Raw genomic sequence first — 15086 nt, 5'->3', positions numbered from 1 at the left:
CAAAGGAGTTGACGTGAAACCATCCGAACGGACCGAGCGGACCGAGGTGTCCGGCGACCGGCGGCACAAGCCGCCGGCCGGCAACCGGGCCCTGCTGGTCGCCGGGCTCGGGGCGGCCCTGGCCGCGGTCCTCAGTCTCGGACTGCTGAGCGCGGTCACGGGTTCCACCAAGGCCTCGCAGCAGGCCGCGGGCGCGGCTCAGGCGCCCGCGGCGGCCGCGGCCGAGATGCGGCCCGCCGCCGCGGCCGCCCCCGACCACCAGGTCGACATCATGGGGTACAAGTTCGGCGACGGTAAGCAGCTCGTCGTCGAGGTCGGCGAGACCGTCCAGTGGACCAACCACGACAGCGCGCCGCACACGGTCACCACCACCAAGGCGCCGGTGTCCTTCGACTCGGGGACGCTGGAGCAGGGCGACTCGTGGTCGTACACCTTCACCAAGGTGGGGACGTACGAGTACTACTGCGCGGTGCACCCGGACATGGTCGCGTCGGTGAAGGTCGTGGCGGCGGACGGCGGTGGCGGTTCCACCCCGGCGCCCACGCCGACTCCGACGCCCACGACACCTCCCGGGACGCCGGCACCGACGCCGACGCCCACCACTCCGCCGACGACCGGCCCCACGCCCACCCCGACCCCGTCGGGCGGCACGGGTGGCGGCTCGGGCGGTGGCTCCGACGAGCAGTGCACCAGCATGAAGAACGTGCTGATGCCGATCCTCCAGCACCTGTACTCGGCGCACCTGGAGCAGTCCCCGGGTCAGCAGGTGAAGGACGCGCTGGCGCTCGACTCGTACATCAAGATGCACACGGTGTGGATCGAGAGCATCCTCAAGCCGGCCGTCGAGGGCGGCGGGACGGTGGCCGACAGCACGCTCGGCACGCTGCTCCAGCACATCTACGCCGCGCATCTGAACGAGTCGCTCGGACAGCAGGTCACCGATCTGCTGAACGTGGACAGCTACGTGAAGATGCACACCGTCTGGGCCGGGCAGCTGCTCACACCCACCACGGACTTCATCACCGACAACTGCTGACGCGGTCCGCGATACGGGTGGACGCCGCTCCGGCCGAGGCTCAGTCGGCCGGAGCGGCGTCCACTCCCCATTCTCCACGCCCCCACCACACTTCGGGAACCGCTTCCAAGGAGACCCGGGATGACGACCGTCACCCTGCCCACCGTCCCGCCCCCGCCCGAGTCGCAGAACTTGGCCTCTCCCCTCCCCCTGCCCGGCCGGTACACCGTGCCCCCCGGCCGCTCGCTCGTCGAACTCACCGCCTGGTACGGGCCGCTGCCGACACTGCGGCGCCGGGTGCGGCTGACCGGGGCGTCGCTCGACGTGCCCGACGACGGCCTCGACCACCCCGCGTTCCGCTTCGAGTTCGGCGGACGCCCGCTCGCCGCGACGCTCGTCTCCGAGCGGGTGGAGTGGGACGAGCGGGCCGAGCCGGCCGACGGGGGGCTCCGGCTGGCCGGTGACCTCGATCTGGACGGCACGGCCTTCCCCGTCCTGCTGCGGCTGCGGGTGGTCCGCCGCACCGACGACCTGCTGCTCGTCGTGGGCACGTCCCGGCTGCCGTACCGGCTGCTGCGCCGCGCCACCGGATTCCGGCTGCCGTGGCGCCGGCCGGCCACGCGGGTGCGGCTGCTGGTGGCGGCGGAGTTCACGGCGGAGTGCACGACCGAGGTCACGGCGGAGTCCTCGTGAGGGCGCCCCGGAAGGCGGCCGTGGCCGCCGTGCTCGCCCTCCTCGCCCTGCCGTTGCTCCCGGCCTCGCAGGCGTCGGCGGCCACGTACCGGGTGACGATGAAGGGGTACGCCTTCTCGCCCGCGTCGCTGACCGTCCCGGCCGGCTCCACGGTGACCTGGACCAACCAGGACACGGCCCCGCACGACGTGAAGACCACCTCCGGCCCGGCCTCGATCCACTCGCCCATGCTCGACAAGGGGCAGAGCTGGAGCTTCACGTTCACCGCGGCCGGGTCCTACGGCTACTACTGCACCGTCCACCCGGACATGACGGCCGGGATCACGGTCAGCGCGCCGGCGCCCACGCATCACCACACGGAAGACCCGGGCACCTCCGGCTCCGGCTCCTCGCACACCACGCCCGAGCACCACGCGCCCACGCCGAGCCGGCCCGCGATGAGCCGCATGCCGTCACCGACCAGGCCGTCGACCGCGCAGGCGTCGCCCACGGCCACGTCCCCCGGGGCGGCCGCGCCCCAGCCCTCGCAGCCACCCGCCGGGTCACCGCAGCCCGCCCAACAGCCCCAGACCGTGACGACCGCCTCGACGGCCCGCCCGCTCGACCCCCTGCTTCTGCTGGCCGGCCTCGTCGCCGGCGTCGCGGTGATGTGCCTGCTCCTGGTGGGCTCGCGGGCGGCGGCAGCGGCGGCCCGGGACGAGGAGGACGCGTAGGAGCCACCGAGGAGGACGCGTAGGAGCCACCGAGGAGGACGTGAAGGGGCCTCCCGGCGGCCGGCCCCGTCCTCGGGCTCGCTCGGCCCCGCGCTCAGTCCTTCGCCGCCCGGTAGCGGCGCATCTTGGCGCGGGCTCCGCAGACCTGCATGGAGCACCAGCGGCCGCGGCCGGCCGGGCTGCGGTCGTAGTAGGCCCAGTGGCAGGTGGTGGCCTCGCAGGCCTTGAGGCGGGTCCAGGTGCCGTCGACGAGGGACTGGGCGACGGCTGCCGCCACCCGGGAGAGCAGGGGCCCCGTGTCGGAGGGGGCGAGGGCGGCCGAGCCGTCGGACGGGTGGACCGTGACGACGAGGGGGGCCCGCGCGAGCAGCTCGCCGAGCGGGGTCACCGGGCGGTGCGGCGGGTGGCCGGCGTGGGCGAGGAGGGCGGCGCGCAGGGACTCGCGCAGTTCGCGCGCGCCCGGCAGCTCCTCCTCCGTGAGCCCGAGACGCGCCCGTTCCTCCGCGGTGTCCAGCGCGTCGGCGCCCGCCTCGATGTCCAGCGTGTTCACCAGGGACTCGATCAGGGCGAGTCCTCCGGGCGCGGGCGATCTCTCACTCATGCTTGCCACGTTACCGCCAATGGGGCAGCATGCAGTAACCGTTACTGGTTGCCCGCTTCAATAGGTAACAGTGACCACGCGCGATGACCTCAAGGAGGAAGTCATGGCTCTCGCCGAACTCGGTGCCGTCGTCCTGGACTGTCCCGACCCGCGCGCCCTCGCCGGTTTCTACGCCGACGTGCTCGGCGGCACCGTCGAGGGCGAGGGGGAATGGGTGGACCTGAAGCTGCCCGACGGACGGTCGCTGGCGTTCCAGGCCGCCCCCGGATTCGTACCGCCGCGATGGCCCGCGGCCGACCACTCGCAGCAGTTCCATCTGGACCTGACCGTCGAGGACCTGGACGCGGCGGAGAAGGAGGTCCTGGCGCTCGGCGCGAAGCCGCTGGACGCGGAGGACCACACGCGGACCTTCCGGGTTTACGCGGATCCCGCCGGGCACCCGTTCTGCCTCTGCGCCTGCTGAGTCAGGAGGACGCTCATGGAACCGGCCGCCCGTTTCCGCACCGTCGTGATCGACTGCCCCGACCCGCCCGCGCTCGCCGCCTTCTACGCTCAGGTCGGCGGCGGTACGCCCGAGGCCGCGGACGAGGACTGGGTCGTCCTGAGGATCCCCGGCGGCCCCCGGCTGAGCTTCCAGCGGGCGCCGGACCTCACCCCGCCGGAGTGGCCGCGCTCCGACCGCAACGCGCAGCAGTTCCACCTCGACTTCGACGGCGGGACCACCTGGGAGGAGATCGACGCCGCCGAGGAGAAGGTGCTGGCACTGGGGGCGCGGGTGCTGGACCGGGAGGACTACGAGAAGAAGGACTTCCGGGTGTACGCCGATCCGGCGGGGCATCCCTTCTGCCTCTGCCGGATCGACCCGGTCTGAGACCCGGTCCGAGACCCGGTCCGAGAAGAACTCACCCGTCCAGCTCCGCGATCTTCGCCGTGGACGGCTCGCGCCGCTGCTGGGCCGCCCGGGCGGTGAAGTCCGCGCCGCGCAGGACGCGTTGGACGTTGCCCCAGGTCAGCAGGGCGACGTCGTCGTCGGTCCAGCCGCGGCGGAGCAACTCGGCGATGAGGTGCGGGTAGCAGGAGGCGTCGGCGAGTTCCTGCGGGTGGGCGGTGCCGGCGTCGTACGTACCGGACAGGCCCACGCACTCGGCGCCGGCCACCGTCCGCACGTGGTCGAGGTGGTCGGCGACGTCACGGACGGTCGCGCCGGTCTGCTCGGCGGTCAGCGGCACCATGCACAGGCCCTTGGCGGCGCCCAGCTCGGCGAGCAGGTCGTCGGGCAGGTTGGCGGGGTGCGGGCGCAGGGCGCGGGCGGCGGAACGGGTGCACAGGACCGGCGACTTGGAGACCGCGATGGCCCGGCGGACGGTCTCCTCGGAGGCGCCGGAGAGGTCGGCGAGGACACCGAGGCGGTTCATCTCGCGCAGCACCTCCTCGCCGAACCGGGTGAGTCCGGCCTCGCTCGCCCAGGACACCCCGGACAGGGTGAGGGCGCGCAGGCCGAGGGCGTGCAGGGAGCGCAGGATGCCGAGCGAGTCGCCGAGGGCGGCGGCGCCGGCGGGGCCGAGCAGGACGGCGATCCGGCCGCAGTGGCGCACGTCCGTGGTCTGTCCGGCGGTGTAGGCGAGGCGCAGGCCCTCGGGGTGGGCGCGCACCACCGTCCTGACCAGGTCCAGCTGCTCCAGGGTGGCGCCGACGGCCCGGTCGCCGTCGAGGCCCTCGGGCAGGTGCAGCGACCACAGCAGCGCGCCGACATGGCCCTCGCGCAGGCGTGGCACGTCCGTGTCGACGGCGCTCTCACCGAGTTCCAGGTCGAACCAGGGCAGATGCCGGAGGGCCCACGGCAGGCCGCTGTAGCCGTCGGCCACGGGGTGCGTGTCGAGAAGCGCGCGGGCCCGCTCCAGCGGGGTGGCGCCCGGATCGGCGACGGCGGTGCGGGCCGCCCCGACGGCATCGGAGAGGGACTCCGGCAGGTCGTCCGGGTCGGGAAGGGACGGGGGAAGGGACGCGGGAAGGGACGGGGGCAGGTCGTCGAGCGCGCCCACCTCGGTCGTGGTGTGCAGTTCGTCCTGGAGGTCTGCCATGACGGGCTCCGTACGTCGTGATCACCGTAGGGTCACCGTGCCACGGAGCCGGGGGGCCTTCCTGGTGGGCGGGGCGTTCGGGGTATGCGGCCGCCGGGCACCTTCAGCGGCCCTTCTTCGTATGTAAGTACGTGAACCTTCAAAAACCCCCCACCCCGGCCCGCGTCCTCGTGGTGGACGCCGACCACCGCACCAGACCCCTGATCGCCGCCCTCAACGAGCTGGACTTCGACGTGTTCGCCGCCAACCGCGGCCGCTTCGCGATACCCATCGGCCGTTCCGTCCGACCCGACCTGGTCGTCCTGGACACGGCCCTGCCCGACGGCGACACCTTCGAGACCTACGACCAGCTGCGCGCCGCCGGTGTCCAGGCGCCGGTGCTGTTCCTGACCTCCCCGGGCGACCGGGAGGCCGGGGCCGCGGTGCGCCGGGTGATGTCGGACGCCGACGGCCACCTCACCAAGCCGCTCGCGGTCCCCGAGGCGGTGGCCCGCGCCCAGGAACTGCTGGAGCGCGACCGGGCCGACGAGAGCCGGCTGCTGCGCAACGGCGCCCTCTCCGTGGACGCGGGCCGCCGCGCCGTCTGGCGGAACGGCGCCCGCGTCGACCTGTCGGACCGCGAGTTCGAGCTGCTCGCCTACCTCATGGACAATGCCGGCCAGGTCGTGTCCAAACAGCAGATCCTGGAGCGGGTCTGGGGCGCGCCCTTCCGCTCCGGGACCGTCGAGACGTACGTCTACTACCTGCGCCGCAAGCTCGGCGACGACGACCAGTCCCTGATCAGGACGGTACGCGGCGTCGGCTACACCATGACCCGCGGCTGATCCCCGCCCACGGCCCGGCGCCCGCCTCAGCGCCCGCGTGCCGCGTCGATCACCTCGTCGAGCGTGTCCCGGGACCGGACCAGGTCGGCGATCATCCGGTCGATGCGCTCGCGCTCCTCGGTGAGGTCGGCGACGAGTTTCGGCGTGGCGACGACGGAGGGACCACCGTCGGCGTCCCGCATGCAGGGCAGCAACCGCGCGATCCTGGAACTGTTCAGCCCGGCGGCGTACAGCTCCTGGATCCGGATGACCCGGTCGACGGCCACCTCGGCATAGTCCCGGTGGCCGCCGGCCGTACGCCCCGCCGTCAGCAGCCCCTGCTGCTCGTAGTAGCGCAGGGACCGCTCGCTCACGCCGGTGCGCCGGGCGAGTTCACCGATCCGCACGATCGCCTCCCCTGCCTCCCTGACGGACGTGAATCCGGCACTTGAATCTGACACCTGTGTCAGGTTCTACCGTGCGTCCATGACGCGCACAACAGCTCCCACGGACCTTTTCTCTCCCACTCGGCTGGGCCCTCTGACCCTCCCCAACCGCCTGGTCATGGCCCCGCTGACGCGCAACCGGGCCGCGGCCGACGGCACCCCGACCCCGCTCATGGCCACCTACTACGCCCAGCGGGCCTCGGCCGGCCTGATCGTCGCCGAGGCCTCGACCCCCAACGCGGTCGGGCAGACGTACCCCAACATCACGGCGATCCACACCCCGGCGCACGTGGCGGGCTGGCGGCGCGTGACGGACGCGGTGCGCGCGGCCGGCGGGGGCCCGATGGTGCTCCAGCTCCAGCACGGCGGCCGGGTCGGCCACCCGGCGACCAGTGGACACACCCCGGTCGCGCCCTCCCCCGTCCCGCTCCCGGAGACGATCTTCACGCCCGGGGGCCACCGGGAGTCCGTCGTCCCCCGCGAGATGACCCTCGCCGACATCCGTTCCACGGCCGCCGACTTCGCCCGCGCCGCCCGCAACGCGCTCGACGCCGGCTTCGGGGGCGTCGAGGTGCACTCCGCGAACGGCCACCTCCTGCACCAGTTCCTGGCGGGCAACACCAACCGCCGCACGGACGCCTACGGCGGCTCGGTCCCCCACCGGATCCGCTTCACGACGGAGGTCACCGAGGCCGTAGCCGCCGAGATCGGCGCCGACCGGGTGGGCCTGCGCATCTCCCCCGGCCACACCGTCAACGGCATCACCGAGGACGACACGGAGACCCTCTACCCAGCCCTCGTCAAGCGCCTCGCCGGCCTGGGCCTCGCCTACCTGCACATCGTGTACGCCGACCCGGCCTCCCCCGTCTACCACCGCATCCGCGCCGACTGGCCAGGCATCCTCATCGCCAACCCGGTCCTCCCGGAGATCACCACGGAGGCCGTCACCCAGGCCTCCGCCCGACTCCTCACCTCCGGCGCCGACCTGATCGCCCTCGGCCGCCCCTTCCTCGCCAACCCCGACCTGACCACCCGCCTCCACCTCGGCGCCCCCCTCAACCCGGTACGGGACCGCTACCTGATGTACGTGGGCGGAGCGACCGGCTACACGGACTACCCCGCCCTCGGCGATCAGCCGTCCAGTGCGCCGATGGTGGCGTTGGACGGGCCGCGCGTGGCCTGAAGATCCCGCGCCACGTCCTCCGCCGCGCCCAGCACCCGGACCGCGTTCTGCCAGGTGAGCTTGGCGAGGTCGGTGGTGGACCAGCCTCGGTCGAGGAGTTCGGTGATGAGGTTGGGGTAGCCGGAGACGTCGTCGAGGCCGTCGGGGGTGAAGGCGGTGCCGTCGTAGTCGCCGCCGATGCCGAGGTGGTCGATGCCGGCGGCCTCGCGCATGTGGTCGAGGTGGTCGGCGACCGTGGAGACCGTCGCGACGGGGCGCGGGTGGTGTTCCTCGAAGGCGCGGTGGACCTTCATCGCCTCCGGGGTGGTGGCGAGGTGGTGGAAGCCGTGGGCGCGCATGTTGTCGTCGGCGGCGGCCGTCCAGTCGACGGCGGCCTGGAGGACGAACTTCGGGACGAAGGTGACCATCGCCATGCCGCCGTTGGCGGGGAGGCGTTCCAGTACGTCGTCGGGGATGTTGCGGGGGTGGTCGCAGACGGCGCGGGAGGAGGAGTGGGAGAAGATCACCGGGGCCGCGGACGTGTCCAGGGCGTCTCTCATCGTCGTCGCCGCCACGTGGGAGAGGTCGACGAGCATGCCCTCGCGGTTCATCTCCCGCACCACCGCCCGGCCGAAGGCCGTCAGGCCGCCGGCGCGCGGCTCGTCGGTGGCCGAGTCCGCCCAGTCGTTGTTGTCGTTGTGCGTGAGGGTCATGTAGCGCACGCCCAGCGCGTACAGCGCCCGCAGGGTGGCGAGGGAGTTGGCGATCGAGTGGCCGCCCTCGGCGCCCATGAGCGAGGCGATACGGCCTTCCGCGCGCGCCGCCTCCATGTCGGCGGCGGTGTGCGCGGCCCGCAGGTCGGCCGGGTGCCGCGCGATCAACTGCCGTACGCAGTCGATCTGTTCCAGCGTCGCGGGCACCGCGTCGGGCAGGTCCGAGCGGACGTACACCGACCAGTACTGCGCGCCGACCCCGCCCGCCCGCAGCCGGGCCAGGTCGGTGTGCAGGTGGGCGCTCTGGTCGGTGGCGATGTCCCGGGCGTCGAGGTCGTAGCGGACCTGCTCGCGCAGTGCCCAGGGCAGGTCGTTGTGCCCGTCGACGACCGGGAACGCGCGCAGGAGTTCCCGGGCCGCCTCCGCCGAGGGCGAGGGGGAGGGAGAGGCCACGGCGGTCACTTGCCGAAACCGAAGCCGCCGCCCGCCCCGTCGACCTTGGCCCGCAGCCGCTTGCCCTTCTCGGTGGCCTGGTCGTTCAGCTCCTGCTGGAAGTCCCGCATGCGGCCGAGGAGTTCCTCGTCGTGGGTGGCGAGGATCCGGGCCGCGAGCAGGCCCGCGTTGCGGGCACCGGCGACGGAGACGGTGGCGACCGGGACACCGGCCGGCATCTGCACGATCGACAGCAGCGAGTCCATGCCGTCGAGGTACTTCAGCGGCACGGGCACGCCGATCACGGGGAGCGGGGTGACGGAGGCGAGCATGCCGGGCAGATGGGCCGCACCGCCCGCGCCCGCGATGATCACCTTGAGCCCGCGGTCGGCCGCCTGCTCACCGTAGGCCACCATCTCGCGCGGCATCCGGTGCGCGGAGACGACGTCGACCTCGTAGGCGATCTCGAACTCGTCCAGGGCCTTGGCGGCGGCCTCCATGACGGGCCAGTCGCTGTCCGACCCCATGACGATGCCAACAACGGGGCTCATTCTGTGATCGTGCCTCTCAGGTAGCCGGCTGCGTGACGGGCGCGCTCCAGCACGTCGTCCAGGTCGTCGCCGTAGGTGTTGACGTGGCCGACCTTGCGGCCGGGCTTCACGTCCTTGCCGTACATGTGGATCTTGAGCTGGGGGTCGCGGGCCATGCAGTGCAGGTACGCGGAGTACATGTCCGGGTAGTCACCGCCGAGGACGTTGACCATCACGGTCCACTTCGCGCGCGGGCGCGGGTCGCCGAGGGGGAGGTCCAGGACCGCGCGGACGTGGTTGGCGAACTGGCTGGTGATCGCGCCGTCCATCGACCAGTGGCCGGAGTTGTGCGGGCGCATCGCGAGTTCGTTGACGAGGATGCGGCCGTCGCGGGTCTGGAACAGCTCGACGGCGAGGTGGCCGACGACGTCCAGTTCCTTGGCGATCGACAGGGCCATCTCCTCGGCCCGCAGGGCGAGCGTCTCGTCCAGGTCGGGTGCCGGGGCGATCACCGTGTCGCAGACGCCGTTCACCTGCTGCGACTCGACCACCGGGTAGGCGACCGCCTGGCCGTGCGGCGACCGTACGACGTTGGCGGCGAGCTCGCGGACGAAGTCGACCTTCTCCTCGGCGAGGACGGGGACGCCGGCCCGGAAGGGGTCCGCGGCCTCCTCCGCCGAATCGACGACCCACACGCCCTTGCCGTCGTAGCCGCCGCGGACGGTCTTGAGGACGACCGGGAAGCCGTCGCCCTCGGCCGCGAACGCGACCACGTCCGCCGGGTCGCTCACGATCCGGTGCCGCGGACACGGCACCCCGATCGCGTCGAGCCGCGCCCGCATCACGCCCTTGTCCTGGGCGTGCACGAGCGCGTCCGGGCCGGGGCGGACGGGGATGCCGTCCGCCTCCAGGGCCCGCAGATGCTCGGTGGGGACGTGTTCGTGATCGAAAGTGATCACATCGCAGCCCCGCGCGAACTCGCGCAGCGTGTCGAGGTCGCGATAGTCACCGACGACTACATCGCTCACCACCTGCGCCGCGGAATCCTGAGGGGTGTCACTGAGGAGCTTGAATTTGATGCCGAGCGGGATGCCTGCTTCGTGTGTCATACGAGCGAGCTGGCCCCCGCCGACCATGCCGACTACCGGGAACGTCACGCCCCCAGGGTATCGGCCGCGCCACGGTGGCCGAATTCCTGCCCACCTGAGCATGTTCTTACCGATCCGTGAGCCGACGCACAAGCGATCACGAAGGGGGGTGGTTAGCATGGCTGAGTTGACGAAATCTACGGACGGGGGCCTCACAAGCCATGGGACGTGGTTCCTCGGGGCTCCGTACGGGGCCTCCGGCTCCCCGCAGCGCGGCGCGGCAACGCCTGGACCGGCTGGTCCGTGAGGCGGTCAAGTTCGGCGCGGTGGGCGGGGCCGGAGTGCTGGTCAACCTCCTCGTCTTCAACCTGGTGCGGCACGGCACCGAGCTCCAGGTCGTGCGGGCCAGTGTCATCGCCACCGTCGTCGCGATCGTCTTCAACTACATAGGGTTCCGGTACTTCACCTACCGGGACCGCGACAAGAGCGGCCGTACCAAGGAACTCACCCTGTTCCTGCTGTTCAGCGCCGTCGGCCTGGTCATCGAGAACGGCGTGCTCTACGCGGCCACCTACGGCTTCGGCTGGGACAGCCCGCTCCAGAGCAACATCTTCAAGTTCGTCGGCATCGGTATCGCCACGCTGTTCCGCTTCTGGTCCTACCGCACCTGGGTGTTCAAGGCCCTGCCCGCCAAGGAGGCGGTCGCGAGCGCGGAGTCGTTCCTGGCGACGGCCACGGAGGTCAAGAAGCCGCGACCGACGCAGCGCGTGCCGTAGCCGGTCCGCGCCTGCCGTAGCCGGTTGCGCCCTACGACAGCCCCGGCCCCGGCCCGTCAGCGGACCGTCTGGTCCGCCGTCTCCTCCGCCGCCGGCTTCTTCAGGTGCGTGCGGGACAGGAAGAGTCCGAAGACCGGCGGCTGGGTCTGGAGCATCTCCAGGCGTCCCCCGTCGGCCTCCGCGAGGTCGCGGGCCACGGCGAGGCCGATGCCCGTGGAGTTGCGGCCGCTGATCGCCCGCTCGAAGATCCGCGCCCCGAGGTCGGCGGGCACGCCGGGCCCCTCGTCGGTGACCTCGATCACGGACTGGTTGCCGGTGACGCGGGTGCGCAGCGCCACCGTGCCGCCCCCGTGCATGAGGGAGTTCTCGATCAGCGCGGCCAGCACCTGCGCCACCGCCCCCGGCGTACCGACCGCCGTCAGGTGCCGCTTGCCGGAGCTGACGATGGCCCGGCCCGCGCTGCGGTAGGCGGGGCGCCACTCGGCGAGTTGCTGCTGGATGACCTCGTCGAGGTCGAAGGTGACGGCGGAGCCGGTGCGCGGGTCGCGGGAGTTGGTGAGCAGCCGCTCCACCACGTCCGTCAGCCGCTCCACCTGCGTCAGCGCGATGGTGGCCTCCTCCTTCACCGTGTCCGGGTCGTCGGTGAGGGTGATCTCCTCCAGCCGCATGGAGAGCGCCGTCAGCGGTGTCCGCAGCTGGTGGGAGGCGTCGGCGGCGAGCCGGCGTTCCGCGGTGAGCATGCGGGCGATGCGCTCGGCGGAGGAGTCCAGCACATCGGCGACCCGGTCCAGCTCGGGGACGCCGTACCGCTTGTGCCGGGGGCGGGGGTCGCCGGAGCCGAGCCGCTCGGCGGTCTCCGCGAGGTCGGTGAGCGGGGAGGCGAGTTTGTTGGCCTGGCGGATCGCCAGCAACACCGCGGCGACCACCGCGAGCAGCGCCACCAGCCCGATGATCAGCAGTGTCCGGCCCACCTCGCGGGTCACCGACGAGCGGGGCTCCTGGACGATGACGGTCTCGCCCTCCTCGCCCTTGGCCTTGCCCTCGATGACGTCACCGGCCGCCCGCGTGCCGACCTCGATGTCCGGCTTCCCGGGCATCCGGATCACGGCGTACCGTTCCTGCGCCACCTGGTCCCGGAGCACCTTCGCGTCGACGGTTCCGGCGGCCAGCAGCCTGCTGTCCACGATGCTCGCCAGCCGCTGCGCCTCGGAGTCCACCTTCTCCTGCGCACTGGTGGAGATGGTCCGCGTCTCCACGATGACGAGCGACACCCCGAACACGCCGATGACGACGAGCACCACGGCGAGGGTGGACTGGATGAGACGGCGACGCACGGGGCCCCTCCGGAACAGTGATTTTCGACCAAGGGCGAGGGCAGCCCCCTAGGGGCGCGGGGAACTGCGCGACCAGCCACAGGGGACCCGCACCCGACGACGTACCTCTAGCTCTTTTCGAACCGGAACCCGACACCGCGGACCGTGGCGATGTACCGAGGATTCGCTGCGTCGTCCCCGAGCTTCTTGCGAAGCCACGAGATGTGCATGTCCAGCGTCTTGGTCGACGACCACCACGTCGTGTCCCAGACCTCCCGCATCAGCTGGTCCCGGGTCACCACCCGGCCCGCGTCCCGCACGAGGACGCGCAGCAGGTCGAACTCCTTCGCCGTGAGCTGGAGCTCCTCGTCCCCCATCCACGCGCGGTGCGACTCGACGTCGATCCGCACGCCGTGGGTGGCCGGCGGCTGCGCCGGCTCCGCGGCACCGCGCCGCAGCAGGGCCCGCACCCGGGCGAGCAGTTCGGCCAGCCGGAAGGGCTTGGTGACGTAGTCGTCGGCGCCCGCGTCCAGACCGACGACGGTGTCCACCTCGTCGGCGCGCGCGGTCAGGATGAGGATGGGCACGGTGTGGCCCTCGGCACGCAGTCGGCGGGCCACTTCGAGGCCGTCCATGCCGGGCAGACCCAGGTCGAGCACGACCAGGTCGATACCGCCCTGGAGTCCGGCGTCGACCGCGGTGGGTCCGTCCTCACGCACCTCGACCTCGTACCCTTCCCGGCGCAAAGCACGGGCCAGCGGCTCCGAGATGGACGCATCGTCCTCGGCGAGCAGTACACGGGTCATGACCTGATGGTAGACCGCTCTTGACCGAACCTGGGGTGTGACCGTGGGCCCGTGATTCTTACCTTTGGCGGAACTGGGGCGAACCTGTGGGTGTGGGGTGCGAACTGTGAAGGGACCTTAGAAACAGGGTGTACGGTTCCCGGGTTGCCTGTGATCCGTGTCTCAAGCCCTTCCATTTTCGGCCACATCCTGCCGTATGGTGAAAAGATCGCCTGTAGCACCGCGGGGACCTTTGGCGATGTTGTGACGCTGAAGGTCTCTTTTGTGTGCGGAAAACCCCCACCAGCAAGGATCGACCATGGCGTCCAGCCTGACGAAGGACTCGGTCTCCCCCGGCACCCCCGGGTCCGAGAAGACCTTCTTCGGCCACCCCCGCGGACTGGCCACTCTCTTCATGACCGAGATGTGGGAGCGGTTCTCCTACTACGGCATGAAGGCCCTGCTCACCGTCTATCTGCTCTCCGGCGGCCCCGACGCCGGCAAGGGCAGCATGGGCGGCGGCCTCGCCATGGACGTGGCGACCACCACCGTGATCGTCTCCGTCTACTCGGCGATGGTGTACCTGCTCGCCATGCCCGGCGGCTGGCTCGGTGACCGTGTCTGGGGCCCGCGCAAGACGGTGGCCATCGCGGCCGTCACCATCATGGCCGGCCACCTCACCCTGGCGCTGCCGGGCGGTCAGGCCCCGTTCTTCGCGGGGCTCGCGCTGGTCGCGGCCGGTTCCGGTCTGCTCAAGGCCAACATCTCCACGATGGTGGGCCACCTGTACGACGGCCCCGAGGACCCGCGCCGCGACGGCGGCTTCACGATCTTCTACATGGGCATCAACGCGGGCGCGTTCTTCGCCCCGCTGGCCATCGGCACCGTCGGCCAGGAGGTCAACTGGCACCTCGGCTTCGGCATGGCCGCGGTCGGCATGGCGATCGGCCTGATCGCCTTCCTGCTCGGCACCCGCCACCTGAGCCCGCAGAGCAGCCTCGTCCCGAAGCCGCTGTCCGTCGAGGAGCGCCGCTCCTGGCTGACCAAGGGCCTGACCTGGGTGATCGTCGCGGCCGTCTTCTACGGCGTGGTCGGCTTCACCGGTCACTTCACGCTGAACTGGGCGATGATCCCGCTCACGGTCATCGGCCTGGTCGTCCCGGCGGGCGTGCTGCTGCGCATCAAGCGGGACAAGGAACTGACGGCCACCGAGCAGTCGAAGATGACCGGCTACATCTGGTTCTTCGTCGCGGCCGCCGTGTTCTGGATGATCTACGACCAGGGCGCGTCCACGGTCCAGGCGTTCGGCGAGGGCAAGGCGGCGGGCTCGCTGCTCGGCTTCGACTTCCCGTCCTCCTGGTACCAGTCGCTGAACCCGCTGTTCATCATGGCGCTGGCGCCGGTCTTCGCCTTCGTGTGGGTGTGGCTGAACCGCCGGGGCAAGGAGCCCAGCACCATCGTGAAGTTCTCGATGGGTCTGATCCTGGTCGGCGTCTCGTTCTTCTTCTTCCTGATCCCGCTCGGCATGGCCGCCAACGGCACGGCCGTCAGCCCGATGTGGCTGGTCGGCATCTACTTCATCCAGACCGTGGGCGAGCTGTGCCTGTCGCCGGTGGGTCTGTCGGTGACGACGAAGATGGCTCCCGCGAAGTACGCCTCGCAGATGATGGGCGTCTGGTTCCTCGCGGTGACCGCGGGCGACTCGATCACGAGCCTGCTGTCCAACCCGGCGATCGCCGGGGTCGATCTGAGCGGGACGCCCGCGGTGTTCGGTGAGGCGGCGCTTGCGGCTCTCGCCGGGTTCGCGGTGTGGATGTACCGGCGGAAGGTGAAGTCTTTGATGGGGGACGTTCACTGAACCGACGAGGCCGCCGCACTCACGTGGGTGCGGCGGCCTCGTCTGTTTCGGCCAGGTGCGCCCACGCGGCGGAGCCG

The 15086-nt window shown here is 71.6% G+C and carries 17 protein-coding genes; 9 read left to right on the top strand and 8 right to left on the bottom strand.

What is annotated here, in order from left to right; genetic code table 11:
* The first annotated feature begins 13 nt into the window (after positions 1 to 13).
* The 3 genes from K4B79_RS26270 (at position 14) to K4B79_RS26260 (ending at position 2421) form a co-directional block, all read left to right on the top strand.
* Positions 14 to 1036 (top strand): cupredoxin domain-containing protein, encoded by a 1023-nt coding sequence (locus tag K4B79_RS26270; RefSeq protein ID WP_232029371.1) that lies wholly within the window; start codon positions 14 to 16, stop codon positions 1034 to 1036.
* Between the two features lie 120 nt (positions 1037 to 1156).
* A complete protein-coding gene (locus tag K4B79_RS26265; protein WP_232029370.1) occupies positions 1157 to 1708 on the top strand; it encodes a hypothetical protein in 552 nt (183 codons plus the stop codon).
* Entirely contained in the window at positions 1705 to 2421 is a 717-nt protein-coding gene (locus K4B79_RS26260) for a cupredoxin domain-containing protein (RefSeq protein ID WP_232029369.1), read from the top strand. The genes K4B79_RS26265 and K4B79_RS26260 overlap by 4 nt, the downstream gene beginning before the upstream one ends.
* Positions 2422 to 2515: 94 nt before the next feature.
* Here the strand turns inward: K4B79_RS26260 and K4B79_RS26255 are convergent, their stop codons facing one another.
* The gene (locus tag K4B79_RS26255; protein WP_232029368.1) at positions 2516 to 3022 is read right to left on the bottom strand and encodes a CGNR zinc finger domain-containing protein; all 507 of its coding nucleotides are present in this window, start codon (positions 3020 to 3022) and stop codon (positions 2516 to 2518) included.
* 103 nt (positions 3023 to 3125) lie between these two features.
* On the opposite strand from K4B79_RS26255, the gene K4B79_RS26250 reads away from it, so the two are divergent.
* Together K4B79_RS26250 and K4B79_RS26245 are read left to right on the top strand one after the other, a co-directional pair.
* Entirely contained in the window at positions 3126 to 3485 is a 360-nt protein-coding gene (locus K4B79_RS26250; protein ID WP_232029367.1) for a VOC family protein, read from the top strand.
* Between the two features lie 15 nt (positions 3486 to 3500).
* Positions 3501 to 3893, top strand: coding sequence for a VOC family protein (locus tag K4B79_RS26245; protein ID WP_232029366.1), 393 nt, complete (start codon positions 3501 to 3503; stop codon positions 3891 to 3893).
* Between the two features lie 31 nt (positions 3894 to 3924).
* On the opposite strand, the gene K4B79_RS26240 is transcribed toward K4B79_RS26245, so the two are convergent.
* Entirely contained in the window at positions 3925 to 5103 is a 1179-nt protein-coding gene (locus K4B79_RS26240) for a dipeptidase (protein ID WP_232029365.1), read from the bottom strand.
* 131 nt (positions 5104 to 5234) lie between these two features.
* Between K4B79_RS26240 and K4B79_RS48355 the strand changes: the two genes are divergently transcribed.
* Complete coding sequence (locus K4B79_RS48355) at positions 5235 to 5927, top strand: response regulator transcription factor (RefSeq protein WP_232029364.1); 693 nt, start codon at positions 5235 to 5237, stop codon at positions 5925 to 5927.
* 26 nt (positions 5928 to 5953) lie between these two features.
* Here the strand turns inward: K4B79_RS48355 and K4B79_RS26230 are convergent, their stop codons facing one another.
* Entirely contained in the window at positions 5954 to 6313 is a 360-nt protein-coding gene (locus tag K4B79_RS26230) for a MerR family transcriptional regulator (protein ID WP_232029430.1), read from the bottom strand.
* Between the two features lie 79 nt (positions 6314 to 6392).
* Here K4B79_RS26230 and K4B79_RS26225 point away from each other — a divergent pair, with 79 nt between their 5' ends.
* A complete protein-coding gene (locus tag K4B79_RS26225) occupies positions 6393 to 7535 on the top strand; it encodes an alkene reductase (protein ID WP_232029363.1) in 1143 nt (380 codons plus the stop codon).
* On the opposite strand, the gene K4B79_RS26220 is transcribed toward K4B79_RS26225, so the two are convergent.
* The 3 genes from K4B79_RS26220 to K4B79_RS26210 are packed head-to-tail and all read right to left on the bottom strand — an operon-like array spanning position 7484 to position 10346.
* Positions 7484 to 8680 carry a dipeptidase gene (locus K4B79_RS26220; protein ID WP_232029362.1) on the bottom strand — a complete coding sequence of 399 codons (1197 nt, stop codon included), beginning with the start codon at positions 8678 to 8680 and terminating at the stop codon, positions 7484 to 7486. The two genes, K4B79_RS26225 and K4B79_RS26220, sit on opposite strands and share 52 nt — an antisense overlap.
* Positions 8681 to 8685: 5 nt before the next feature.
* A complete protein-coding gene (purE, locus tag K4B79_RS26215) occupies positions 8686 to 9210 on the bottom strand; it encodes a 5-(carboxyamino)imidazole ribonucleotide mutase (protein ID WP_232029361.1) in 525 nt (174 codons plus the stop codon).
* Positions 9207 to 10346, bottom strand: a complete 1140-nt coding sequence (locus K4B79_RS26210) for a 5-(carboxyamino)imidazole ribonucleotide synthase (RefSeq protein ID WP_232029360.1) — start codon at positions 10344 to 10346, stop codon at positions 9207 to 9209. The genes purE and K4B79_RS26210 overlap by 4 nt, the downstream gene beginning before the upstream one ends.
* A gap of 152 nt (positions 10347 to 10498) precedes the next feature.
* On the opposite strand from K4B79_RS26210, the gene K4B79_RS26205 reads away from it, so the two are divergent.
* Positions 10499 to 11053 carry a GtrA family protein gene (locus K4B79_RS26205; protein WP_232029359.1) on the top strand — a complete coding sequence of 185 codons (555 nt, stop codon included), beginning with the start codon at positions 10499 to 10501 and terminating at the stop codon, positions 11051 to 11053.
* Positions 11054 to 11109: 56 nt separating this feature from the next.
* Here the strand turns inward: K4B79_RS26205 and K4B79_RS26200 are convergent, their stop codons facing one another.
* Both K4B79_RS26200 and K4B79_RS26195 read right to left on the bottom strand, forming a co-directional pair.
* Positions 11110 to 12387 carry an ATP-binding protein gene (locus tag K4B79_RS26200; RefSeq protein WP_232029358.1) on the bottom strand — a complete coding sequence of 426 codons (1278 nt, stop codon included), beginning with the start codon at positions 12385 to 12387 and terminating at the stop codon, positions 11110 to 11112.
* 107 nt (positions 12388 to 12494) lie between these two features.
* The gene (locus K4B79_RS26195; protein ID WP_232029357.1) at positions 12495 to 13172 is read right to left on the bottom strand and encodes a response regulator transcription factor; all 678 of its coding nucleotides are present in this window, start codon (positions 13170 to 13172) and stop codon (positions 12495 to 12497) included.
* Between the two features lie 298 nt (positions 13173 to 13470).
* On the opposite strand from K4B79_RS26195, the gene K4B79_RS26190 reads away from it, so the two are divergent.
* Positions 13471 to 15009, top strand: a complete 1539-nt coding sequence (locus tag K4B79_RS26190; RefSeq protein WP_232029356.1) for a peptide MFS transporter — start codon at positions 13471 to 13473, stop codon at positions 15007 to 15009.
* The last annotated feature ends 77 nt before the right edge of the window (positions 15010 to 15086 follow it).

The sequence above is a fragment of the Streptomyces lincolnensis genome (assembly GCF_021173675.1).
GTDB classification, from domain to species: domain Bacteria; phylum Actinomycetota; class Actinomycetes; order Streptomycetales; family Streptomycetaceae; genus Streptomyces; species Streptomyces lincolnensis_B.
This window is presented reverse-complemented; position numbering and strand designations above follow the sequence as displayed.

Coding starts and splice junctions, on each gene's coding strand:
- K4B79_RS26265 (WP_232029370.1), top strand. CDS start 1,157: ATGACGACCGTCACCCTGCCCACCGTCCCGCCCCCGCCCGAGTCGCAG.
- K4B79_RS26225 (WP_232029363.1), top strand. CDS start 6,393: ATGACGCGCACAACAGCTCCCACGGACCTTTTCTCTCCCACTCGGCTG.
- K4B79_RS26240 (WP_232029365.1), bottom strand. CDS start 5,103: ATGGCAGACCTCCAGGACGAACTGCACACCACGACCGAGGTGGGCGCG.
- K4B79_RS26205 (WP_232029359.1), top strand. CDS start 10,499: ATGGGACGTGGTTCCTCGGGGCTCCGTACGGGGCCTCCGGCTCCCCGC.
- K4B79_RS26250 (WP_232029367.1), top strand. CDS start 3,126: ATGGCTCTCGCCGAACTCGGTGCCGTCGTCCTGGACTGTCCCGACCCG.
- K4B79_RS26190 (WP_232029356.1), top strand. CDS start 13,471: ATGGCGTCCAGCCTGACGAAGGACTCGGTCTCCCCCGGCACCCCCGGG.
- K4B79_RS26245 (WP_232029366.1), top strand. CDS start 3,501: ATGGAACCGGCCGCCCGTTTCCGCACCGTCGTGATCGACTGCCCCGAC.
- purE (WP_232029361.1), bottom strand. CDS start 9,210: ATGAGCCCCGTTGTTGGCATCGTCATGGGGTCGGACAGCGACTGGCCC.
- K4B79_RS26255 (WP_232029368.1), bottom strand. CDS start 3,022: ATGAGTGAGAGATCGCCCGCGCCCGGAGGACTCGCCCTGATCGAGTCC.
- K4B79_RS26195 (WP_232029357.1), bottom strand. CDS start 13,172: ATGACCCGTGTACTGCTCGCCGAGGACGATGCGTCCATCTCGGAGCCG.